Below are 21,679 nucleotides of genomic sequence, written 5' to 3'. Positions count from 1 at the left end.
CGCCTGGCCTCGCGCTGGGCCGGCCTGCGCAGCTTCGTCGCCGACAAGACGCCGGTGGTCGGCTTCGATCCGGCGTCGGAGGGCTTCTTCTGGCTGGCCGGCCAGGGCGGCTACGGCATCCAGACCTCGGACGCCGGATCGAAGCCGACCACCGGCGTCTTGTCGGCGACGAAGCTGCGCAGGCCGGCCCAGCGCGAGGCCAGGCGACGGATGTCGAAGGTGGTGTCGGTCATGATGCGGTCGACGGCGACCGCAACGTCGTACTCGTCCGGCTGGGCGTCGCACGGCTCCGACGGGATCTCATCCGCCGGGCTGCCAAGGATGCGCCCGGCATTCGGGATCACGTACCAACTCTCGTCGCACAGATCGACACCCGGCCACTTGGTAACGTCGGCACCGGCCGGCGGCTCGAACGTGAACGCGGTGCGCCGCTTCGGCACCAGCCCGATCGTCGGTACCCCGGCCATCCCGGCAACCGCGTCGCACCACGCGCCGGCGGCGTTGATGACCACAGGCGCCTCGAATGTCCCGGCGCGGGTCTGCAGCCGCCAGATCGAACCGGCCCGGGTCAGGGATTGTACATCGGCGTCGGTGACGGTGCGTCCACCCTTTGCCCGCATGCCACGCAGGAAGCCCTGGAGCACCGCGTTGACGTCGATGTCCATCGCATCCGGCTCATAAATTGCCTTCACGATCCGGTCGCGGCGCAGGAACGGCGCCAACGCAAACAGCGCATCGCCCTCAAGGGTTTCGGTGGCCGGGCCGGCTTCCAGTCCCGCCATGGCGTCAAGGCGATCCACCAACTCGGCCGTCGCAACCGTCAGCATGCCGCGCGGCGTCAGCAGCGGGCCGGATGCGAACCCGTCCGGCGGGGTCTGCAGGAAGCCGCGGGACGCCTTGGTGATCCGCCGGATCACCGCGTTGCCGTAGCTTTCGTAGAACAGCGCCGCAGAGCGTCCGGTGGTGTGGTAGCCGGGCTGCTCTTCGCGTTCCAACAGGATCACGCTCGCGGTGTCGGCGAGGAAGTACCCGCAGGAGGCGCCGGCCATCCCGCCGCCGATGATCAGCACGTCGCTGGTGGTGGTCGTCACGTCAGGTTCTCCGTTCAGGGCGCAAACTGTTCCTTGAGGACCCGTTCCTCAAGGTTCTGCTCTGGGTCGTACAGCACGGTCAGGCGGACCGACCGGTCCTCCCAGACCTCCACAGAGACCACGTCCTTCACCTCCATCACGTCGGCCACGGCGTTCACCGGGCGCTTTTCGGGACGAATGGTCTCGAACAGAATGTGGGCGGCATGCGGCAGCAGGGCGCCGCGCCAGCGCCGCGGGCGGAACGCGCTGATCGGCGTCATCGCCAGGATGTCGGCGCCCAGCGGGATGATCGGGCCGTGGGCGGACAGGTTGTAGGCCGTCGAACCGGCGGGCGTGGCGACCAGCACGCCGTCGCACACCAACTCGTCCATGCGCACGACGCCGTCGACGGTGATGCTGATCTTGGCCGCCTGCGCCGACGCGCGGAACAGCGAGACCTCGTTGATGGCGAGGCCCTCGGTGATCGCACCGTCGCGGCAGACCGCCCGCATCCGCAGGGGATAAAGCGTGACGGGCTGGGCGTTGCGAATCCGCTCCGGCAACCCCTCCAGCCGGTATTCGTTCATCAGGAATCCGACCGTTCCACGGTTCATGCCGTAGATTGGCCGGCCACCGCCGATCGAGGCGCGCAGCGTCTCCAGCATGTGGCCGTCGCCTCCCAACGCGATCACGACGTCGGCCCGCTCGGCGGATACGTTGCCGTAGCGCGCCGACAACGCTTGGCACGCCTCGGTTGCCTCGTCGTTGGAGGCCGACACGAAGGCCAGTTTCATCTCGGACACGCGTCTTCCTCCAACCAGGGCGCGGCGCCGGATCGCGCCGGCGGGCAAGATAGGCGATGATGCGTTCAGAGCCAAAGGGCTGGGGGCGGAAAGGAGACGACACGATGCAGGAACGGTATGGGGCGAGGGGATACCGGCTGGCCGGTGCATGGCTCGCCGGGATTGCGCTTGTCGCGATTCTCGGCACGGCGAGCGGTGCCGTCAGTTCGGAAGACCGTCATGCCGGTTACTACTATCCTGCGGTGTCGTCATCCGAGATCTATCACTCACGGGCGGAAACGCTTCCCGATTCGGACCGAAGCCGCCGGGTCGGGTTCGTGACCGGTGTTACGGCCGGGCAGACCGAGCGGCCCTACGCCCCCATCACGGCGATGTATGCGAAGGGCACAGAGGCGGAGAAGCTGATCCTGATCGGTCTTCAGAACGGGCCGCTGGACACCTTGTTCCGGGCTCGGGCGGTGCTGGCCATGTTGACGGCGACCGCGCGGACGACCGCCGTGTTCCGCGATCTCGATCCGCAGGCGCACTACACCTTCCTTGATCTCCTCAAGCTGCTGGGGTTCACGCAGATCACCGTCAGCGACGGCAGGACCTGGGCGCATCAGATCGAAATTCAGTGACACACGAAGTCCGGCCTGAGCTTCAGCCGCCGGTGACGCTCATGTGGCGGGCTACCGCCGGACCTTGGTGCCGTCGGTCGATGATGAAGTCATGGCCCTTCGGCTTGCGGCTGATCGCCTCGCGCACCGCCGCCTCCAGTACCGCATCGTCGTCCGAGGCACGCATCGGTCCTCGCAGATCGGCGGCGTCATCCTGGCCAAGGCACATATACAGCGTTCCGGTGCAGGTCAGCCGGACCCGGTTGCAGCTTTCGCAGAAATTGTGGGTCAGCGGCGTGATGAACCCCAGCCGGCCGCCGGTCTCCTCGACGCGCACATAGCGTGCCGGTCCGCCGGTCTGGTACGGGATGTCGGTGAGGGTAAACCGCTCGGCCAGCTTGGCCCTGACCATCGACAGGGGCAGGTACTGGTCGACCCGGTTCTCGCCGCCGATGTCGCCCATCGGCATCACTTCGATGACCGTCATGTCGTAGCCGCGGTCGCCGCACCATTGCAGCATGCCGGCCAACTCGCTGTCGTTGACGCCCTTCAGCGCCACCGCGTTGATCTTGACGGCCAACCCGGCGCGGTCGGCGGCGTCCAAGCCTTCAAGGACCTTGTCGAGCTTGCCCCAGCGGGTAATCGCCTGGAACTTCGCGGCATCCAGCGTATCGATCGAGACGTTGATCCGGCGCACGCCGGCGTCGACCAACTCATCTGCGTACTTGGCAAGCTGCGAACCGTTGGTGGTTACCGTCAGTTCCTCAAGCCCGCCGCCGTCCAGGCGCTTACCGAGTTCGCGGAACAGCCACATGATGTTCCGCCGGACCAGCGGTTCGCCACCGGTCAGGCGAAGCTTTCTCACGCCGAGGTCGACGAACACGTTGCACAGCCGCGCCAGTTCCTCGAGCGATAGAACGTCGGCCTTGGGCAGGAACGTCATGTTCTCCGCCATGCAATACACGCAACGGAAATCGCATCGATCGGTGACGGAGATCCGCAGGTAGTTGATCGCCCGCTGGAACGGGTCGATCAGTGGCGCGGGGCCGGATGCTGGACGGTTGAGGATGGTCGTATCGGTCATGACCGTTATATACGATGGAAGATAACGCGGCGAAAGGGGCGCATCGTTCACAAACTCGACGGGGGCGCTCAAATGGTATGGTCGCGGTCTCGAGCCGCCTCGTCAACCGGTTCGCCCGGATTGCCATCGACCCGTCGCCGGGCCATGTTTTGCCTATGAACGTTGAAACCTCTCCCTACCTCGTCGCCCCGGAACCGGCGGATACGCGGCTGACCACCCGGGTGTCGGGCCGGGACCAGGAGGGTCGTCCGGTCGACTTGGCGGTGGTGAACGAGCGGCCGTTGACGATCTATCTGAACCGTCAAGAGATCGTGACGGTGATGACGATCGGGGATCGGCCCGACGAGCTGGCGGTCGGATATCTGTTGAATCAGAACATGCTGCGATCGGACGACCGGCTCACCGGCATCGAGTTCGACGAGGATCTCGAAGTGGTCGTGGTGCGCACCGAGCGATCGACCAACTATGAGGCGAAGCTCAAGAAGAAGATCCGCACGTCGGGCTGCGCCGTGGGCACGGTGTTTGGCGACCTGATGGAGAAGATCGAGGGCATCACCCTGCCCGAGACCGAGGTTCGGACATCCTGGCTGTACGCCCTGTCGAAGCGGATCAACACAACGCCGAGCCTTTACCTGGAGGCTGGTGCCATTCACGGCTGCGTGCTGTGCCAGGGCGACCGGCCGCTGGTCTACATGGAGGATGTCGGCCGCCACAACGCGGTCGACAAGATTGCCGGCTGGATGTTCCTGAACGGCGTCTCGTCTCACGACAAGCTGTTCTACACCACCGGGCGCCTGACCTCCGAGATGGTGATCAAGACCGTTCAGATGGGCATCCCGGGATTGGTCTCGCGCTCCGGCTTCACCGCCTGGGGAGTCGAGTTGGCCCGACAGACCGGCCTTACGCTGATCGGACGCATGAAGGGCAAGCGCTTCATCGTGTTGGCCGGGGAGCATCGCTTGGTCTGGGACGCCGACACCGCCAAGGTCGACGACGAGGATACCCGCAGCCGCCGCAAGGCCGGCACGATGGACGATTCCTGACATGGCAACACCGAGTTTCGGGACGCTCTCGAAGGATCGCATCGTCGGGGTGTTGCTGGCCGGTGGCCAGGCACGCCGGATGGGCGGCGGCGACAAGTGCCTGCGGACCCTCGGTGATAGGACGCTGCTGGCCCGAGCAATCGGGCGGCTGGAAAGTCAGGTCGGGCTCATGGTGCTGAACGCCAATGGCGATCCGGCGCGGTTCGCGGACTACAGCCTGCCGGTCGTCGCCGATCCGGTCGAGGGGTTCGCTGGCCCGCTCGCGGGCGTACTGGCCGGGCTGGACTGGGCGGCGGCGCGGGCGCCGGGTGCAGAGTGGATCGTGACCGTACCGACCGATGCCCCGGCTTTCCCGACCGATCTGGTCTCCCGCCTTGCTGATTCGCTGCAAAGCGACGGCGCCGAGTTGGCGTGCGCGTCCTCGGGTGGACGGCGTCATCCGGTGTTCGGGCTCTGGCCGATCGGCCTGCGCGGCGCCCTGCGCGACGCGTTGATTGGCAGGGACGTGCGCAAGGTCGATGTGTTCACCGCCGATTACCAACTGGCGGTTGCCGATTGGCCGACCGATCCGGTGGACCCGTTTCTCAACGTCAATCGGCCTGAAGAACTCGCCACCGCGGAACGGCTGCTTGCCGCGATCTGAAAACACCGATCATATGATGACTCTTGCGCGTTGGCGGGTGTTCGATCACGCTGCCATCATGACGCGCGCACCTGTAGTTCTCGCCCTCGCCCTGTCCGCTGCCTTGACCGCCTGTGGCGAGGAGGAGCCGAAAGGGCCGCCCACATCAGAGATCTACGTTCGAAACGAGAGTTCGACCGAGGCCAATGTTCGGGTCAAGTTCTGGACTAAGGACTACGTGCGGGTCACGTCCGGTGACAAGGCGACCGTCAAGTTCGTGAACACCGAGAAAGCCAACGCGGTCCAGGTCGAAGCCAAGTCGCGCAAGCAGTGGGATGATTGCTGGGTCACGATGAACGTCGGCCAGACCCTGGTGGTGTTCGATGCGACTGAGCGGATCGGCTGCCGGGCCGAATGACCGCAGGGCCGTCCGCGGCGATTTATCTCAAGACGGCGGCTGCGGCTCTTCGCCGGGGTTCCAGCGGCGAGGCCACTCGACAGATCCGGCCGGCGCTTGTTCTGGACCCGGGTCACGTCGACGCTACCATCCTGGCAGCCATGGGGCTGCGCGCGTCGGGCGATGCATCCGGAGCGGTGCGCCTGTTCCGACGAGCGCTGGCATTGCGCCCCGGGGACGTCCATGCGCAGGGTGGGCTCGCCGACCTTGGTTCCAGGATCGGACAACCGCCTCAACACACCGATGATCAGGCGCTTCTTGCGCGTGTTCGGGAGTTCCCGGATCAGTCGCCTGGCTGGCGGGCGCTCGGTCTGTCCGCACTGTCGGCCGGACGGCGCTCTGTCGCCTGGCCGGCATTGCGGCGTGCCGCTCTCCTGGCCCCCGGTGATCGCGCGACGCTGCCGCTGCTGATCCTGGCCGAGCGGCGGGGTGGAGCGCGGGTGAACTGGTCGGTGCTGGCGGGGCGTGCGCTGGTGGTCGATCCGAACGGACCGGCGACCTTGGAAGCGGCACTGGTCGCGTATCGAGAGGCCCGTGACAGCACGGCGGTGTTGCGGATCGGAAAGCGGTTGATGCTTGGTGCGCCGGGCGGGTCCGGAGCATATCAGGCCACTGTTGCCGTCGCGGACGTGGCGTTGCGGGTACGCGATTCGCAGACGGCTGTTCGTTTGACTGCCCGGGCCGAGTCTCTGTGGCCCGGATCCACCGTCCACGCCGGGATGCGCGCCAGGTTGCTGCGCGACGCCGGCCGGCGAAAGGCGGCGGTCGACTATCTGAAGGAGTTGGTGGCGACGCGCCCCGACGACCCGGACACCGTGGGGCTGTTGTTCAATCTCGCGTCCATGCTTGACGAGGAGGGCGACTCCGAAGGAGCTGCCAGCGCTCTGACGGCGGCGAACCGTCAGGCGGCGGCACGATCGGCCGAGTATGGGGTCGATCGTCGGCGGTTCCTGAAGCTGGTCGATCTCTTTGCGGCAAACACGGTACAACCGGTCGATCCGGAAACCGCCGAGGCATCAGATGCCTCGCCGGTGTTCCTGTTTGGCATTCCCAGATCCGGGACGACGCTGGTCGGCGATCTGCTGCATCGCCATCCGCAGGTCGAGACGTTTGATGAAGTCGATCCGTTGCCCGATCTGGTGGGAATCGAGAACGCGCGCCGACGCGAGGCCGGCGATCGGAACAGTCTGACGAGCCTGTTGGCCAGCCCGCATCCCTTCGATGCACGCACCGCCGGGATCATGCGGGAGACATTCCACAACCTGCTGAAACGTCATGAGACGCACCCTGAGCGACCGATCAAGGTCGACAAAAGCCCATTCGGCCTAGTGTATATCGGTCTGGTCGCACGGCTGTTTCCGAGGGCACGGGTTGTGCTGGTTCTTCGACATCCGGCGGACGTTTGCCTCAGTTGCCTGATGCAGGAGTTCGCAGCGACTGATGCGCTGGCCAGCTTCACGTCGGTGGAGGAGACCGGGGACCTGTACAACCGGGTGATGTCGTTCTGGATGAACGCCACCGCGACATCACCATTGCCGATCCACACGGTGCGCTACGAATCTCTGGTCGATGATCCCGAGTCCGAACTGAAGAGGCTTGTCGGGTTTCTCGGCCTGGAGTGGGATCGCGGAATCCTGGACCACCAGCGCACTGTCGGGCGGTACACGGCAACGCCGAGCTATCGTCAAGTGGCCCGTCCGATCAACCGGGACGCGGTCGGGCGCTGGATGCGGTACCGCGATTACCTGGCCCCGGCATGGCCCTACATCGAGCCATGGGTGAAGCGCTTCGGCTACGACGCCGGCTGACGTAGGACGGCCCGGCCGTGTCGGCGGAACGCCCGGGCGCCGGCACCCTCCATCACCGCCTTGATGCAGCCCTCCCTGTCGGTGGCAAGGAACCCGGCCAGCCGGCTGATTCCAATCCGGAACAGGCCGGGGCACAGCGGCGTTCCCGGTCCGACCAGGGTAATCTCGGTTCCAGGTCCGGCCAGCGCCAGCAAGCCGTCGACGGTGCCGTTGACCAGGGTCGAGGCGGTGATCACCAGACGCGCGCACCCGGGAATGACTTCCGGCGCCCGGTCGGCGGGAAGATCGTCTGGGCCCGGATGGCGTTCCAGGACCACAGCACCCGGAAGCTTGACGTCCAGCCCGGGGAAGCGGCCGACCACGACGGTGCGTCCGCCGCTTGATGCGTCGGCAAGGCCATCGCCGTCAGCAAGGTCGGCCGCGTCGGCATTCCAATGCGCGTTGGCCGCCGCAATACCGATGGCCCGTTCATAGGGATTGGCCGAGCGTGCCAGTGCGGCCAGTTCGGACAGCGCCCGGCCTCCATAGCTCCCGGTCTGCGGCGTGGTCGCTGCACCATCGGCGCGGGCCGGCGTTGCGGCAAAACCGATGGCTGCCGATCCCTCGACCGCGGTCCAGTTGAAGCCGACGACGACACGCCCGGACGGCAGGTCCGGGACACCGGCGGTCAGGACATCGATGAGCGGGTCCGTGGCGTTTCTCTTCTTACTGAGTGGCGGTTGCGGCTGTGCCTGCGGGTTCGAGGCATGCGGCGGCGAACGTGAGCGCGGGGATATTGCCGAACCGGTGGAGCGCCGGGTTCGTCAGGGCTCCAGTTCCCGTCATCGCTCCCTCCAAGACGCGGCTTCGGCCTTCATACTGCACACAAAGCGCGAATCTATCGGCCGAACATCCCATGATCGACCGCCACCAGACTGGCGCGGTCGGTGTTGATCAACTGCTTGCCGCCATGCTCGAAATTTACCGTCACCCGGGAGCCGATCACCGTCTGTACCTGACCAATCCCCCAGTCCGGGCGCCCGGAAAGCCTCACAAAGGATCCGGGACTCAGGAAGTCGTTCATCGAAGGCTCCGTCAAAGGTCCGTGAACTCCAGGTCGTGATCTTAGCCTGTCTGTAGTCGGCGAGCCTATCAAGACCGTTGTCGGCGCGTGTCGGTTGGGCGGTTTCGGACTTCGGGAGAGCCGTGCTAAAAATATGGTTAAGTGTGCAGAGCGGTCAGCTTGGATGCGGTCGTGATCCGAGCGTCGCCCGACTTCGAAAGGTGGCAGTCCGTGGACTATTCGCCCGGCCATGTGGATCTGCTGATGTCTCGGCTGTTCCACGATCTGATCAGCCCGGTGGGCGCTGCGCGCAACGGGCTGGAGCTGCTGAAGGAGTTCGGCGCCGACGAGGTCGGGGCCGACGCCATGGATCTGGCGGCTGACAGCACCGAGCAGGCCACCGCCCGTCTGACCTTCTTTCGAATGGCGTTTGGCGGGGCTGGCAGTTCACCCGGGCATGGATTCAGCGAGGCTGACCGGATTGCCAGAGCCTATCTAGAGAGCCGGCGGATCGACTGGTCGATGACTGGCGGCTCCGGCCGGCCGACGCCGCAGACCGGTGCGATCAAGACACTTCTGGGGACAATTGCCGTCGTGGCGGATGCGTTGCCTCGACTGGGTTCGGTGTCCGCCGCCGTCGAGGATGGCCGGGTCATCGTCACCGGCGATGGGGAGGCGGCCTGCTTCGAACCGGCGGTGCGCGGCGCCCTGGTCGGCGAAATCGAGCCAAATGACGAACGCACGATTCTGGGGGCAACGGTGCACAAGAATGTGCGCCGCTTCGGGCTGAGCCTGTCGGTTGTTAATGACCGCCCGCCGAGTGTTTCGATTGAGTTCGCCGAATCTTCGTAGAATGGGGCAGTGCCGGACCGGCGTTTTCACCGGTTTATTAACCCTTCTTTAGGAGGGCACCGCTACGGTCACGCAGATAACGCTTGCCTGGAGCCGGGCGAAATATCTGGGGATGGACGATGGACGAGCTGCTAAGCGAATTCCTGACCGAGACCACCGAGAATCTGTCGCAACTCGACGTCGAAATCGTTCACCTTGAACAGAATCCGAACGACCAGGCGCTGCTCTCGAATATTTTCCGCTTGGTTCACACCATCAAGGGAACCTGCGGTTTCCTCGGGTTGCCCCGGCTTGAGTCAGTGGCCCACGCCAGCGAGAACGTGCTCGGAAAGATCCGCGACGGCGAGCTTGTCGTAACCCCCACCGGCATCAGCCTGATCCTGGAGTCGCTTGACTGCATCAAGGGCCTGCTGGCGACGCTTGAGGCGACCGAAGCCGAGCCGGAAGGATCCGACGGCGACCTGATCGCGCGGCTTAACGCACTGGCTGAAGGAGCCGAAGGGGCGGACCCTGCCGAGGCGGTATCGTTTGGCTCCGAGCCGGAACCGGAGCCGGAGATTGACGACACCCCGCCGCCGGGATCTGAAGTGATCGGAACCCGTCCGGGCGAGGTGCCGCTCGATGAGCTTGACCGGATCTTCAACGAGACCAGCGTAGACGACTTCGATACTCCCGAGGCGGCACCCACCCCGCCGGCAGCGCCGGCTCCGGCTCCGGCTCCGGCGGTCCAGTCGACACCGGCGGCCGCCGCATCGAAGGCCGTCGCAGTGGCCTCCGAGGCTTCGGATGACAGCGCGCCGAGGGAAAGCCAGGTCGCGAACCAGACCATCCGGGTCAACGTCGATCAGCTCGAGAACCTCATGACGATGGTCAGCGAGCTGGTGCTGACCCGCAACCAGCTGCTGCAGATCGCGCGCCGCGAAAAGGACAGCGAGTTCACCGTGCCGCTGCAGCGGCTCAGCCAGGTGACGTCCGAGCTGCAGGAAGGGGTGATGAAGACCCGCATGCAGCCGATCGGCAATGCCTGGTCGAAGCTGCCGCGCATCGTGCGGGATCTGGCCCATGAACTGGGCAAGAAGATTGACCTGGTGATGCTGGGTGCCGACACCGAGCTCGATCGCCAGGTGCTGGAGCTGATCAAGGATCCGCTGACTCACATGGTCCGCAACTCCGCCGACCACGGGGTCGAGACCCCGGACGTCCGGATGGCGGTCGGAAAGAGCGAGCACGGCAAGATCACGCTGAACGCCTACCACGAGGGCGGGCACATCCTGATCGAGATCTCCGACGATGGACGAGGCCTCGATCCGGCGAAGATCAAGGCGAAGGCGATCGCCAACGGCTTGGTCTCGGAGCTGGAAGCCGAGGCGCTGACCGAACAGCAGATTCACCACTTCATCTTCCGCGCTGGGTTCTCGACGGCGGCGGCGGTCACCAGCGTGTCCGGCCGCGGCGTCGGCATGGACGTGGTGCGGACAAACATCGAGAAGATCGGCGGGACGATCGAGCTGCAGTCCAAGCTGGGCCGCGGGTCGCGCTTCATCATCAAGATCCCGCTGACCCTGGCAATCGTGTCGGCGCTGATCGTTGAGGCGTGCGGCGAACGTTTTGCGATCCCGCAGCTCAGCGTCATCGAACTGGTTCGGGCGTCGGCGGACAGCGAGCATCGGATCGAGGAGGTGCAGGGCACCCCGGTCCTGCGCTTGCGGAACCGCCTCCTGCCCCTGGTTTCCCTGGAGCGGTTGCTCAATCTTGAGCGTACGCAGGGTGACGAGCCCGCCAGCAAGCAGACTTTCATCGTGGTGGCCCAGGTCGGAACCTACACGTTCGGCATCCTGGTCGACCGGGTGTTCGACACCGAGGAAATCGTGGTGAAGCCGGTGGCGCCGATCCTGCGGCACATCGCGATGTTCTCAGGCAATACCATTCTGGGTGACGGCAGCGTCATCATGATCCTCGACCCGAACGGGATCGCCCAGGCGACCGGCGAGCTGTCTGTCACCGATCCGAACGCCGCGGACGAGGCCGCAGACCATCGCAGCATCGGAATGTCGACGGTTTCGCTCCTGGTGTTCCGGGGCGGCTCGGACGCGACCCCCAAGGCAGTGCCGCTGTCACTGGTGGCCCGACTGGAAGAGATCGACCTGTCGCTCGTCGAGTACTCGGAAGGTCGCCCGCTTATCCAGTATCGCGGACAGCTCATGCCGCTGATCCCGATGGACAGCCGCGCCGAATTGAAGCGCGAAGGGCGTCAGCCGGTCCTGGTGTTCACCGACGACAGCCGCTCGATGGGCCTGGTGGTCGACGAGATCGTCGACATCGTCGAGGACCGGATCAACGTCGAAGTCCGGCCGGATTCGCCGGCGCTGATGGGCAGTGCCGTGATCGCCGGAAAGGCGACGGACGTCATCGACGCCGGCTACTACCTGACGCAGGCGTTCGGCGACTGGTTCGACCACAACAACGAAGAGACGCTGTCCGTCACCCGCGGGCGCCGCCTGCTGGTGGTCGATGACAGCGCGTTCTTCCGAAACCTGCTGACGCCGCTGCTGTCGGTGGCTGGCTACGAGGTGACAGCGGTGGCCGGCGGCGAGCAGGCAATGGCGCTCTGCGAGAGCGGCGATACCTTCGATGTCATCATCAGCGACATCGAGATGCCGGGCATGGACGGCTTCCAGCTCGCCGAGGCGGTACGGTCGGACAGCCGGTGGGCGGACGTCCCGATCGTCGCGCTGTCCTCGCGCACCACGGCCGAGGATCTGGAGCGGGGCCGCCAGGTCGGCTTCACGGACTACGTCGCCAAACTGGACCGCGACGCGCTGCTGGAAACCCTGGCCCAGACTGTCGGCGCTTGATCGAGGAGATATCGCCATGAGCAAGAACACGTTGCCTGCGACGACCAAGTCGCGGCTGCCGGCCAAGACCGAGGGTCGCCAGTTCGTCTCGATCACGATCGGCAAACAGACTTTCGGTATCCCGGTTCTGCTGGTTCACGACGTGCTGGGTCCGCAGAGGATCACGCGGATTCCGCTGGCGCCGAAGGAAGTCGCCGGTTCGCTGAACCTGCGGGGGCGGATCGTCACCGCCATCCAGGTGCGCCGCCGGCTTGGCCTGGATGCGTTGCCCGCCGACGCGGCGACCATGAGCGTGGTGGTCGAGCATCAGGGCGAGCTGTACAGCCTGATCGTGGACGGGGTTGGCGAGGTTCTGATGCTCTACGATCACGACTTCGAGAATCATCCGCCGACCATGAGCCCGCGTATCCGAGAGGTATCGAGCGGCATCTATCGGCTGAAGGAAGCGTTGCTGGTCGTGCTTGACGTGCCGAGCCTGCTCGACCTCGTGCGGGCCGAGGCGGCATAATGTCGGTATCGACCACTGGTTCTCGATCCCAGGCCTCCGAAGGGAGATCTCCGATGAAGTCCTGTCTTGTCGTCGACGATTCGAAGGTCGTCCGGATGGTTGCCCGACGCATCCTGGAGAAGCTCGATTTTGAGATCGAGGAAGCTGCCGACGGCGCCAAGGCACTGGAAGCCTGCGCGCAGAAGCTGCCGGATGCCATTCTGCTGGATTGGAACATGCCGGTGATGAACGGTATCGAGTTCCTGCGCGAGTTGCGGCGCATGCCGAACGGCAGCTCGCCGGTGGTGGTGTTCTGCACCACCGAGAACGATCTGGCGCATATCCAGGTGGCGCTGTCGGAAGGCGCCAACGAATACATCATGAAGCCGTTCGACAGCGACATCATCGAGACGAAGTTCCAGCAGGTGGGATTGCTGTAATGGCATTCGCCCCGTCCAAGCCGGAGCGTGCGACCGATCCGTATCGGGTGATGCTGGTGGATGATTCCGCGGTGATCCGTGGCTTGTTCGCCCGCTCCCTTGAAGGCGATCCGGAGATCGAAGTCGTTGCTTCCGTCAGCGACGGGCAGATGGCCTTGAATACCCTGGAGAAGCGGACGGGCGAGATCGAAGTGGTGGTGCTCGATATCGAGATGCCACGGATGGATGGTTTGACGGCGCTGCCGAAGTTGATCGCGATCGACCCCGAGATCGCGGTGGTGATGGCGTCGACACTGACCGAGCGGAACGCCGACATATCGCTGCGAGCGCTGGCTCTGGGCGCAAAGGAGTACATCCCGAAGCCGACGAGCACCCGGGAGTTGTCGGGTGCCAATGAGTTCAAGAGGGAGTTGTCTGCCAAGGTCAAGGCGCTTGCGAGCACGCGGCGGGCCAGCCGCGGCGAGCGGCAGCCGGGCAAGAAGGCGTTCTCGGCCGAGCGACGGACCACGGCCTCGACACAGGCCGCGGCGACACCGGCGGCCGCTCCGACGATGGTGCGGACACCGGGTGTTGCACCGGCTGCCGGAACGGCAGCGATCGCGCTGCGGCCGATCGGCCGGGACATGCCGCAGATGATCGCGATCGGGAGCTCGACCGGCGGACCGCAGGCGCTGTTCAAGGTCTTGGGCGACTTGCCGAAGACCGTGCAGCTGCCGATCTTGCTGACCCAGCACATGCCGCCGACGTTCACGACCATTCTGGCCGAACACATCAGGCGCACGACCGGCTGGGAATGTGTCGAAGCCGAGGACGGGATGCCGATCACCGCAGGCCGGATCCATCTGGCACGGGGCGACCACCATATGCGGGCCGAAGGAACGGCAACCAAGGCGGTGATTCGGATCGACCAGGGGCCACCGGAAAACTTCTGTCGGCCGGCGGTTGACCCGATGTTGCGGAGCATAGTCGAGATCTGGGGCGGCCGGGCCTTGGCCGTCATCCTTACCGGCATGGGCCATGACGGGCAGAAGGGGTGCGCCGACCTGGTTCAGGCCGGCGGCACGGTTGTCGCGCAGGACGAGGCGACGAGCGTTGTGTGGGGGATGCCGGGGGCAGTCGCTCGGGCTGGTCTGTGCAGCGCCGTGCTTCCGCTGGGCGAGATCGCGGCCTGGGTGCAGAAACAAACGATGAGGCGGGCGGCATGAACACGTCGGATTTCCAGATGATTGCGACGATGCTCAGGGAGCAGTCGGGCCTCGTGATTACGCCGGAGAAGGCGTACCTCGTCGAAAATCGGCTGCAGCCTGTTGCGCGCAAATGGGGTTATGCCAGCCTCGACCAGTTGGTCGGTGCGATGCGCACCAAGTCGGATGGCAAGCTGCGCAAGGACGTGGTCGACGCGATGACCACCAACGAGTCACTGTTTTTCCGCGACCTGAAGCCATTCGACCTGATGCGCGACGTGGTGCTGCCGCCGCTGCTGACCGCGCGCGCGTCGACCAAGCGCATCCGGATCTGGAGTGCTGCATGCTCCAGCGGACAGGAACCCTATTCGCTTGCGATGATGCTTTCGGAGATGCAGGCGAAGCTGGCCGGATGGAAGATCGAGATCCTGGCGACCGACCTGTCGAGCGAGATGGTCGCCAAGGCGAAAGCCGGTACATACTCGCAGTTCGAGGTGCAGCGCGGCCTGCCGATTACCATGCTGGTGAAGCACTTCAAGCAGGACGGCGACCGCTGGCAGCTGTCGGACGCGATCCGCAACCAGGTGACGTTTCGTGAGTACAACCTGCTCGAACATCCGCGTTCGCTCGGGCAGTTCGACGTGGTGTACTGCCGCAACGTGCTGATCTATTTCGACCAGCCGACCAAGACCAAGGTTCTGGCCGGCATCGCCGACCAATTGGCTCCCGACGGCACACTGTTCCTGGGCGGGGCGGAGACCGTGCTGGGTATCACCGATCGCTTCGAGCCGGTCCCGGGGCAGCGCGGCATCTACCGGGCGGCCACCAAGACCGGAGCGGGCCTGCGCGCCGTGGTTTGAGCCACTCGGGGCTCGGCCTGCGAGGCGGTGCTGAACTGAAGAAGGCCCCGGCGGGCTTCGTCGGGGCCTTGTCTTTGATGTTCGGCACTTGAAGCGAGATTGCCGGCTGGGCGAAGCCCGGGAGAGGCTCCGCACCGGGGCCCGGCTCTCAAGGATCAGGGCCGACCGGGCAAGACCATCTCCGATGACCCGACATTCAAGGGGCGGGAATTCGCCTCAGAATGGGAAACGTTCGTATTCACCAACAGGGATACGCGAGAGAGACTGCGCGACCCTGGAGGAGTTCTTGGCAGGGCAGGAGGCTTCCGACTTTGCGTCAGGCGCAGCGGTTCCGCCTTCTCGGCGCCAGAGATCAGGCGCCAGAGATCAGGCGGCAGAACTCGCCGACTCGAGCGGATCGCGCAGCACGTAGCCACGGCCCCACACCGTCTCGATGTAGTTGTCGCCGTGGGTCGCCGAGGAAAGCTTCTTGCGCAGTTTGCAGATGAAGACGTCGATGATCTTAAGCTCCGGCTCGTCCATGCCGTTGTAGAGATGGTTCAGGAACATCTCCTTGGTCAGCGTCGTGCCCTTGCGCAAAGAGAGCAGTTCCAGAATGCCGTACTCCTTGCCGGTCAGGTGGATCGGCTGGCCTTCGACTTCGACCGACCGGGTGACGAGGTTGACGGTCAGCTTGCCTGTCTTGATCAGCGAGTCGGAGTGCCCCATCGAGCGTCGTACGATCGCCTGGATGCGGGCCACCAGTTCGCGCCGGTCGAATGGTTTGGTGACGTAGTCGTCGGCGCCGAAGCCCAGGCCCTTGATCTTGGCGTCGAGCTCGGCGAGACCGGACAGGATCAGGATCGGGGTGCGCACGCGGGCCTGACGCAACCGGCGAAGGACCTCGTAGCCGTCCATGTCGGGCAGCATGATGTCGAGCAGGATCAGATCGTAGTCGTACAGCTGACCGATCTCGAGCCCGTCTTCGCCTTGGTCGGTGGTGTCGACGATCCAGCCTTCCGCCTTCAACATCAGTTCGATGGAACGGGCGGTCGAGGCGTCGTCTTCGACGAGTAGGATGCGCATAGCCGGATCTCCCTCGGGAGTAAGTTCGCCCCAACTTACGGCGAGTGTTTAAAAGAAAGGTTAACGCGTATCTGGCAATTCGTTAAGGGTGGCCGGTCATGGTAAAGTCCGGATCGCGTCGTGTTGATGGAGGACGGCTTGGCGACCCTGCTGCGTCATCTGGTGAGCGATATCGATAAAGTGCCGGATTTCCGCCTCTACGGGCGGGTTACGGCGGTGCTCGGCATGATGGTTGAGATCGGCGGAGTCGAGCGGGCACTGTCGATCGGCGACCGTTGTTTCGTTCAGGCCCGCGGCAGCCGGATGGTTACCTGCGAGGTCGTGGGGTTTCGCGAGGGGCGTGCATTGGCGATGCCCTATGCGCCTCTGGAGGGTGTCGGCATCGGCTCGCGCGCGCAGATCTCCGATGCGGATCCGGTGGTGTACCCGGACGACGGCTGGCTCGGCCGGGTGGTCGACGCCATGGGCGATCCGGTCGACGGAAAGGGCTCGCTGCCCCAAGGCAACGAGGGCTTTGCCCTGCGCAATCCTCCACCACCGGCTCACAAGCGCCATCGGGTGGGGGCGAAGCTCGATGTCGGCGTGCGGGCGATCAACCAGTTCCTGTCGATCTGCTGCGGCCAGCGTATGGTCATCTTCGCCGGCTCCGGAGTCGGCAAGTCGGTCCTGATGGCAATGCTGGCACGCTTCGCCAGCGCCGACGTCTTCGTGATCGGCCTGATCGGCGAACGTGGCCGCGAGGTCCAGGAGTTCATCCAGGATTACCTGGGCGAGGAGGGCATGCGGCGCAGCGTGGTGGTGGTCGCGACGTCCGACGAAAGCCCGCTGATGCGGCGCCAGGCGGCCTACCTCACGCTGTCGGTGGCCGAATACTTCCGGGACAAGGGGCGCCAGGTGCTCTGCATGATGGACTCGGTCACCCGTTTTGCCATGGCACAGCGTGAGATCGGGCTGGCGACCGGCGAGCCGCCGGCGTCCAAAGGCTATACGCCAACCGTGTTCTCGGAGTTGCCGCGCCTGCTGGAACGGGCCGGCCCCGGCGTGGGCGGCGGCTCGATCACCGGCCTGTTCAGCGTCCTGGTCGAAGGCGACGATCACAACGAGCCGATCGCCGACGCCGTGCGTGGCATCCTGGACGGCCACATCGTCCTGGAACGCGCCATCGCCGACCGCGGCCGCTATCCCTCGATCAACATACTGCGGTCGGTTTCCCGAATGATGCCGGGCTGCAATACCGAGGAGCAGAACGCGCTGGTCCGCCGGGCCCGGGCGTTGATGGCGACCTATGACGACATGGCCGACATGATCCGGTTGGGCGCGTATCGGCGCGGCAGCGATCCGCAGGTCGACGAGTCGATCAAGTACCATGACGCGCTGGAGGCCTTTCTGTCGCAGGATAAGGACGATCGCGCCGAACTGGAGGAAGGCTACGGCCTGCTGGCCGAGATCCTCGACGGCGACGAAGCGGCAGCTTGACCCGATAGCCGATGCGTCCGTTCGACACCCTGATCCGGTTGGCTGAACAGGCCCTCGACGAGAAGCGCAAGGCGCTGTCGCAACTGGAGGCCGGGCTGGAGCGGGCTCGGGTTGCCCGGGCTGCGCTCGACGTTGAACTGGCTGCCGAGCAGAAGGCGGCGGCCGGATCGATGGAGGCAGGGCGGCTGTACGGTGCCTATGCACAGGCGATGCTTGCCCGACGGCGGCAGGCCGACCGGCTGGTCGATGATGTTGAGATGGCGGTCGAGGCGGCGCGCGAAGAGGTTCGGACCGCGTTTGCCGAACTGAAGCGCTACGAGATCACCCACGACGCCCGTCTGGCCAAGCTGGCGGCAGAGGAAGCCCGCAAGGAGCAGGCCGTGGCCGACGAAACCGCCCAGAACCTGAAGCGCCGAGAGAATGATCGCCTGTAGTCGGGCGGGGTCAGTCTTCCAGAAGCTCGGCTAGGCGGGTGATGATGCGATCGGGCTTGGCGGTCGTCCCGGCCGGCAACCCGTTGCCGACCGGATCGCGCCAGATGGCGTGGAAGCCGAGGCGCTGCGGCACGACGACTTCCCAGTCGATGTTGTCGCCGACTATCCAGGTTTCGGCGGCGGTGGTTCCAAGCCTGGCCAGGGCATGCGCATACGCCTGCTCCTCCGGCTTGCCGACGCCCAGTTCGCCCTCGATCTGAATGTGGACGAAGTGCCGGGCCAGATCGAACCGGACGATCTTGGCGCGTTGCGCCTCGGCACTGCCGTTGGTGATCAGGCCGAGGCGCACGCCCCGTTCCGCCAACCCGAGCAGGGTATCGACCGCGTCCGGATACAGGGCGGTCTCCTCGGTTCGCCGCACCGTGAAATGATCCGACAGGCGCTCCGTCAATGCCGCGTCCGAGATCCCGAGGTGTCGGAGCCCGCGGTCGACGATTCCGAGACGCGCGCGCCGGATGTCCATCCGGCCCTCGCGATGACGAACGGGATCCGACCAGAACCAACGCGCGGCCTCGTGGATCGCAACCGCAGCCGCAAGCGCGTCGAACGGGTCGGGACGGTCGGGCAGCGTCTCGATCGCCTGTTGCCATGCCGCACGGGGATGCAGAGGCGCGGTGATCAGGGTGTCGTCCAGGTCGAAGAGGATCGCCGGTGGGAGCGCCGCGTTGGAGGAAGTCTGCATGGGCCTGTGAGGATGTTTAGACGGTGACCGTGGTTGTATCGCCTGCAGCACTGCTGTCCAGGGCGACGGGAAGCGGCGGCATGACCGGCGATGCACGGAAGGTCAGCCGACCGACGATGCCCGTCCGCTCCAACGTGTTGTCGAACAATGCCTTGATGTCGTTGCGCATCACTCCCGGCAGCGGCTTGATGGTGCGGATCATCAGGTCGAGCAGTTCGTTGCGGACCAGACCGTCGAGCCGGAATGGCCCTAGGTTGGTGAGGTCGATGTCCACCAGGAAAGCGGTGCCCGGCTTGCCGCCACGCCCGTCGCCGGGTTCGCGCCTCTCGCGCTTGGTCAGGAGGCGGATCGGCCGACGCTCATCCAAGGCGACCGGGATGAGGAAGCTGCGCCAACCGTTCTCCGAAGGCTCGGATGCGCGCTGCATCGTCTGGAAGTCGTCGGACAGCGCGCGCAGCAGCCCGCTGTTGTTGGTGCTCTCGAGGGTCTGAACGGCGTTTCGTCCAAGCCAGGTCCGGACGTCACCGCCACGCAGTGCCGCCATGAAGAACAGCAGGGTAGCGGTCAGTTGCGGCCCGGGCCGAGGCATGGCGTCGAGGGCCTGCCGTGCTCCGGCCGGGCCGAGGTGCTCTTCCAGGACCCGAAGGGTGGCCTCCAGCGCCGGCCACTCGCGGGCGAGCACGGGGAGGGGGGCCGACCGATCCGCCACCTGACCGGACCGGGCCGCCAGGACATCGAGCGCGACGGAGGTTCCGAGACGCAGGTCTGCGCGGGCGTCGAGGGCGAGGAAGCCGGACGACGATTGAATGACCGGCCGTCCGGCCGCCGTTACCCCGGCAATCTGCCCGGCAATCCGGTTCGGTGTTGCACCCGTTCGACTGTCAGGATGGATCAGTCCGGTGCCGGCGCGAGCGGAACCCTCCGGACGTGTGGGTGCTTCGGCAATCGATGCGACGCGCACGGTCAGGACGGCCCCGTTCGGCAACGTCGTCCGGCTGGCGGCCGCCGAAGCCGTCGCCGTGGTCGCGTTGGAAGACGTTGGCCCGGGCGTGCTTGCGGTCGGTGCCGCCGAAGGCCGGGTTGCCGCCGCTCCAGAGGCCGTTGCGGGAAGCGATGCCATTGGAGTGGGGGATGAGGTCGCAGGACCCGTTGGAGTCGGGGCCGGACCCGTGGCGGAGGGCGTGGCGGCCGGTACCGTGGTTCTGCCTGTGCTCGCGGCAACGGGAGCGGCTGCCAGTGCTGCGGCGGTCGGTTGCCCTGCCGTCGAAACGGGAGCACCGGTTGCGGGATTCGGAACGCCGGGTGCAGCGCCGGCAGACGGCGTCGGACCGGATGTCGGGGTGGTTGCCGGCGTCGCCGTCGTTGCAGGTTGGCCGGGGGCCTGCGGCACGTTGGGCGATGGCGGGCCGGATGAGGTCGGAACCGTCGGCGCCGAACCGGCTGCCGGCGTGCCGCCTGGCGCTGGACCCGGAACCACGGTCGCCTGGATGATCCGGCCGACCGCCAAGGGAACGGTCGGCGCCGGGGCCGATGATCCGGTCACTACCGCCGGGCCGGCCGTCGATTGCGGTGCGGACGGTGTGCCGGTCGGCGGGTTCCCACGGACCGTGACCTGCACCACCGGCGGCTGGGCTGTGGTGTTGCGAATCTCGATCGTGACCGGGGTTCCGGCGCGCAACAACTGGGCCAGTTGCGAGCGTCCGACTTCCAGCCGCACCTCGCCCTGACCGGTGCGGACAGTGACTTGGCCATCGGCGGTTGCCGAACGCACCTCGCCGTCGACCGCGGTGCCGGCCGGCGCGTTGGCCAGACCGGGAGGCAGGGCCGGTGCCCGCGCCGGGCTGGATGCGGCGGTGTCGGTTGCCGGCGGACTTCCGCCGGAGGGTGGCGGCGAAGGGGACGTGGTTGACGGTGTCGGGGGGGAACCCGTGGGCGGAGGTGCGGGAGGTACGTCGCTCACTGGTTCTCGATCAGATGATTGGCAATCGCCTCGACATCGTGCGCCGCATCGGCGCCTGGATGGCGGATCATGATCGGAGTCTGCGTGCGGATCGCCTCGATGACCTTGCGGTCGCGCCTGATGACACCGGCAAGCGGCGGTTCCGCCTTCAGGAAGTTGGCGCAGGCCTTGCGCAGTGTCTCATAGGTCCTCTGGCCTTCGCCCTTGGTGTCGGCGGCGTTGATGACAATCCGCAGGTCGGCTGACGGGTCGTTGGTCAGCGTCACCTTGATGAAGGCATAAGCGTCGGTCAGCGACGTTGGCTCGGCAGTGGCCACCACAAGAACCCGCCCGGCGCGGCCGGACAGCAGCCGCACGGTCCGGTCAAGTCCGGCGCCCATGTCCATGATGACGCTGTCGTACGAGCGCCCGAGGTCGATCAGGTCGGTGCCCAGTGTACCCAGCCGGTTGGACGGAAGCTGGGCCAGGTTCCCCGACCCGGACCGGCCGGCGATGATGTCGAAGCGACCCTCTTCGTAGCGAACCCGGGACTGCGCCAGCGACAGCTTTCCGGCGAGCACTCCACCGAGGTCGCGCTGAGGCATCAGGCCCAGTTGGATGTCGACGTTGGCCAGCCCGAGATCGGCATCGAACAGCAGAACCTTCTGGCCTTCCCGGGACAGGGCATGGCACAGCGTCACCGAGAACCATGTCTTGCCTACACCGCCTTTGCCGGAAGCAACGGCGATGATGTTGCGGCCCTTTGCCAGCTTGGCGGGCGGACCGGCGGGGGTCGGTGCATCAGACGGAACCATCT

The 21,679-nt window shown here is 65.8% G+C and carries 23 protein-coding genes; 14 read left to right on the top strand and 9 right to left on the bottom strand.

The window, feature by feature from the left end; all coding sequences use genetic code 11:
- Positions 1 to 110: 110 nt before the first annotated feature.
- Together RIC54_RS10990 and RIC54_RS10985 are read right to left on the bottom strand one after the other, a co-directional pair.
- Positions 111 to 1,091, bottom strand: coding sequence for an NAD(P)/FAD-dependent oxidoreductase (locus tag RIC54_RS10990; RefSeq protein WP_502990176.1), 981 nt, complete (start codon positions 1,089 to 1,091; stop codon positions 111 to 113).
- A gap of 14 nt (positions 1,092 to 1,105) precedes the next feature.
- On the bottom strand, positions 1,106 to 1,864 hold the full coding sequence (locus RIC54_RS10985) for an NAD kinase (RefSeq protein ID WP_350097329.1): 759 nt from the start codon (positions 1,862 to 1,864) through the stop codon (positions 1,106 to 1,108).
- A 113-nt stretch (positions 1,865 to 1,977) separates the two neighbouring features.
- Here RIC54_RS10985 and RIC54_RS10980 point away from each other — a divergent pair, with 113 nt between their 5' ends.
- Entirely contained in the window at positions 1,978 to 2,493 is a 516-nt protein-coding gene (locus RIC54_RS10980; protein ID WP_350096097.1) for a molybdopterin-guanine dinucleotide biosynthesis protein A, read from the top strand.
- A 22-nt stretch (positions 2,494 to 2,515) separates the two neighbouring features.
- On the opposite strand, the gene moaA is transcribed toward RIC54_RS10980, so the two are convergent.
- A complete protein-coding gene (gene moaA / locus RIC54_RS10975) occupies positions 2,516 to 3,556 on the bottom strand; it encodes a GTP 3',8-cyclase MoaA (RefSeq protein ID WP_350096095.1) in 1,041 nt (346 codons plus the stop codon).
- A 155-nt stretch (positions 3,557 to 3,711) separates the two neighbouring features.
- Between moaA and fdhD the strand changes: the two genes are divergently transcribed.
- The 4 genes from fdhD to RIC54_RS10955 are packed head-to-tail and all read left to right on the top strand — an operon-like array spanning position 3,712 to position 7,486.
- On the top strand, positions 3,712 to 4,599 hold the full coding sequence (gene fdhD / locus RIC54_RS10970) for a formate dehydrogenase accessory sulfurtransferase FdhD (RefSeq protein ID WP_350096093.1): 888 nt from the start codon (positions 3,712 to 3,714) through the stop codon (positions 4,597 to 4,599).
- A gap of 1 nt (position 4,600) precedes the next feature.
- Positions 4,601 to 5,242, top strand: a complete 642-nt coding sequence (gene mobA / locus RIC54_RS10965; RefSeq protein WP_350096091.1) for a molybdenum cofactor guanylyltransferase MobA — start codon at positions 4,601 to 4,603, stop codon at positions 5,240 to 5,242.
- A gap of 16 nt (positions 5,243 to 5,258) precedes the next feature.
- Positions 5,259 to 5,639 (top strand): hypothetical protein, encoded by a 381-nt coding sequence (locus RIC54_RS10960; RefSeq protein WP_350096089.1) that lies wholly within the window; start codon positions 5,259 to 5,261, stop codon positions 5,637 to 5,639.
- Positions 5,636 to 7,486, top strand: coding sequence for a sulfotransferase (locus RIC54_RS10955; RefSeq protein WP_350096087.1), 1,851 nt, complete (start codon positions 5,636 to 5,638; stop codon positions 7,484 to 7,486). The genes RIC54_RS10960 and RIC54_RS10955 overlap by 4 nt, the downstream gene beginning before the upstream one ends.
- On the opposite strand, the gene RIC54_RS10950 is transcribed toward RIC54_RS10955, so the two are convergent.
- Together RIC54_RS10950 and RIC54_RS10945 are read right to left on the bottom strand one after the other, a co-directional pair.
- Positions 7,471 to 8,157 (bottom strand): Rossmann-like domain-containing protein, encoded by a 687-nt coding sequence (locus RIC54_RS10950; protein WP_350097328.1) that lies wholly within the window; start codon positions 8,155 to 8,157, stop codon positions 7,471 to 7,473. The genes RIC54_RS10955 and RIC54_RS10950 overlap by 16 nt on opposite strands.
- 206 nt (positions 8,158 to 8,363) lie before the next feature.
- Positions 8,364 to 8,549, bottom strand: coding sequence for a DUF3553 domain-containing protein (locus RIC54_RS10945; RefSeq protein WP_350096085.1), 186 nt, complete (start codon positions 8,547 to 8,549; stop codon positions 8,364 to 8,366).
- A gap of 210 nt (positions 8,550 to 8,759) precedes the next feature.
- Between RIC54_RS10945 and RIC54_RS10940 the strand changes: the two genes are divergently transcribed.
- The 6 genes from RIC54_RS10940 (at position 8,760) to RIC54_RS10915 (ending at position 15,206) form a co-directional block, all read left to right on the top strand.
- Positions 8,760 to 9,380, top strand: a complete 621-nt coding sequence (locus tag RIC54_RS10940; RefSeq protein ID WP_350096083.1) for a histidine phosphotransferase family protein — start codon at positions 8,760 to 8,762, stop codon at positions 9,378 to 9,380.
- Positions 9,381 to 9,499: 119 nt separating this feature from the next.
- Positions 9,500 to 12,235, top strand: a complete 2,736-nt coding sequence (locus RIC54_RS10935) for a hybrid sensor histidine kinase/response regulator (RefSeq protein WP_350096081.1) — start codon at positions 9,500 to 9,502, stop codon at positions 12,233 to 12,235.
- Positions 12,236 to 12,251: 16 nt separating this feature from the next.
- Positions 12,252 to 12,743: a chemotaxis protein CheW gene (locus tag RIC54_RS10930; protein ID WP_350096079.1), complete on the top strand. Its 492-nt coding sequence runs from the start codon at positions 12,252 to 12,254 to the stop codon at positions 12,741 to 12,743.
- Positions 12,744 to 12,796: 53 nt separating this feature from the next.
- Entirely contained in the window at positions 12,797 to 13,162 is a 366-nt protein-coding gene (locus RIC54_RS10925; RefSeq protein WP_350096077.1) for a response regulator, read from the top strand.
- Entirely contained in the window at positions 13,162 to 14,367 is a 1,206-nt protein-coding gene (locus RIC54_RS10920; protein ID WP_350096075.1) for a protein-glutamate methylesterase/protein-glutamine glutaminase, read from the top strand. Before RIC54_RS10925 ends, RIC54_RS10920 begins: the two co-directional genes overlap by 1 nt.
- The gene (locus tag RIC54_RS10915) at positions 14,364 to 15,206 is read left to right on the top strand and encodes a CheR family methyltransferase (RefSeq protein WP_350096073.1); all 843 of its coding nucleotides are present in this window, start codon (positions 14,364 to 14,366) and stop codon (positions 15,204 to 15,206) included. Before RIC54_RS10920 ends, RIC54_RS10915 begins: the two co-directional genes overlap by 4 nt.
- Before the next feature lie 366 nt (positions 15,207 to 15,572).
- On the opposite strand, the gene ctrA is transcribed toward RIC54_RS10915, so the two are convergent.
- Positions 15,573 to 16,271, bottom strand: coding sequence for a response regulator transcription factor CtrA (ctrA, locus tag RIC54_RS10910; protein ID WP_350096071.1), 699 nt, complete (start codon positions 16,269 to 16,271; stop codon positions 15,573 to 15,575).
- 126 nt (positions 16,272 to 16,397) lie between these two features.
- Between ctrA and fliI the strand changes: the two genes are divergently transcribed.
- Both fliI and RIC54_RS10900 read left to right on the top strand, forming a co-directional pair.
- On the top strand, positions 16,398 to 17,747 hold the full coding sequence (gene fliI / locus RIC54_RS10905) for a flagellar protein export ATPase FliI (RefSeq protein ID WP_350151015.1): 1,350 nt from the start codon (positions 16,398 to 16,400) through the stop codon (positions 17,745 to 17,747).
- Between the two features lie 11 nt (positions 17,748 to 17,758).
- Complete coding sequence (locus RIC54_RS10900) at positions 17,759 to 18,181, top strand: flagellar FliJ family protein (protein ID WP_350096069.1); 423 nt, start codon at positions 17,759 to 17,761, stop codon at positions 18,179 to 18,181.
- Positions 18,182 to 18,191: 10 nt separating this feature from the next.
- Here the strand turns inward: RIC54_RS10900 and RIC54_RS10895 are convergent, their stop codons facing one another.
- Both RIC54_RS10895 and RIC54_RS10890 read right to left on the bottom strand, forming a co-directional pair.
- Positions 18,192 to 18,923, bottom strand: coding sequence for an HAD family hydrolase (locus tag RIC54_RS10895; RefSeq protein ID WP_350096067.1), 732 nt, complete (start codon positions 18,921 to 18,923; stop codon positions 18,192 to 18,194).
- Between the two features lie 16 nt (positions 18,924 to 18,939).
- Positions 18,940 to 19,884: a hypothetical protein gene (locus RIC54_RS10890; protein WP_350096065.1), complete on the bottom strand. Its 945-nt coding sequence runs from the start codon at positions 19,882 to 19,884 to the stop codon at positions 18,940 to 18,942.
- On the opposite strand from RIC54_RS10890, the gene RIC54_RS10885 reads away from it, so the two are divergent.
- Positions 19,853 to 20,650: a hypothetical protein gene (locus RIC54_RS10885; protein WP_350096063.1), complete on the top strand. Its 798-nt coding sequence runs from the start codon at positions 19,853 to 19,855 to the stop codon at positions 20,648 to 20,650. The genes RIC54_RS10890 and RIC54_RS10885 overlap by 32 nt on opposite strands.
- A 229-nt stretch (positions 20,651 to 20,879) precedes the next feature.
- Here the strand turns inward: RIC54_RS10885 and RIC54_RS10880 are convergent, their stop codons facing one another.
- The gene (locus tag RIC54_RS10880; protein WP_350096061.1) at positions 20,880 to 21,677 is read right to left on the bottom strand and encodes a MinD/ParA family protein; all 798 of its coding nucleotides are present in this window, start codon (positions 21,675 to 21,677) and stop codon (positions 20,880 to 20,882) included.
- Positions 21,678 to 21,679 lie beyond the last annotated feature (2 nt).

The sequence above is a fragment of the Thalassobaculum sp. genome (genome assembly GCF_040219215.1).
Taxonomy (GTDB): domain Bacteria; phylum Pseudomonadota; class Alphaproteobacteria; order Thalassobaculales; family Thalassobaculaceae; genus Thalassobaculum_A.
This window is presented reverse-complemented; position numbering and strand designations above follow the sequence as displayed.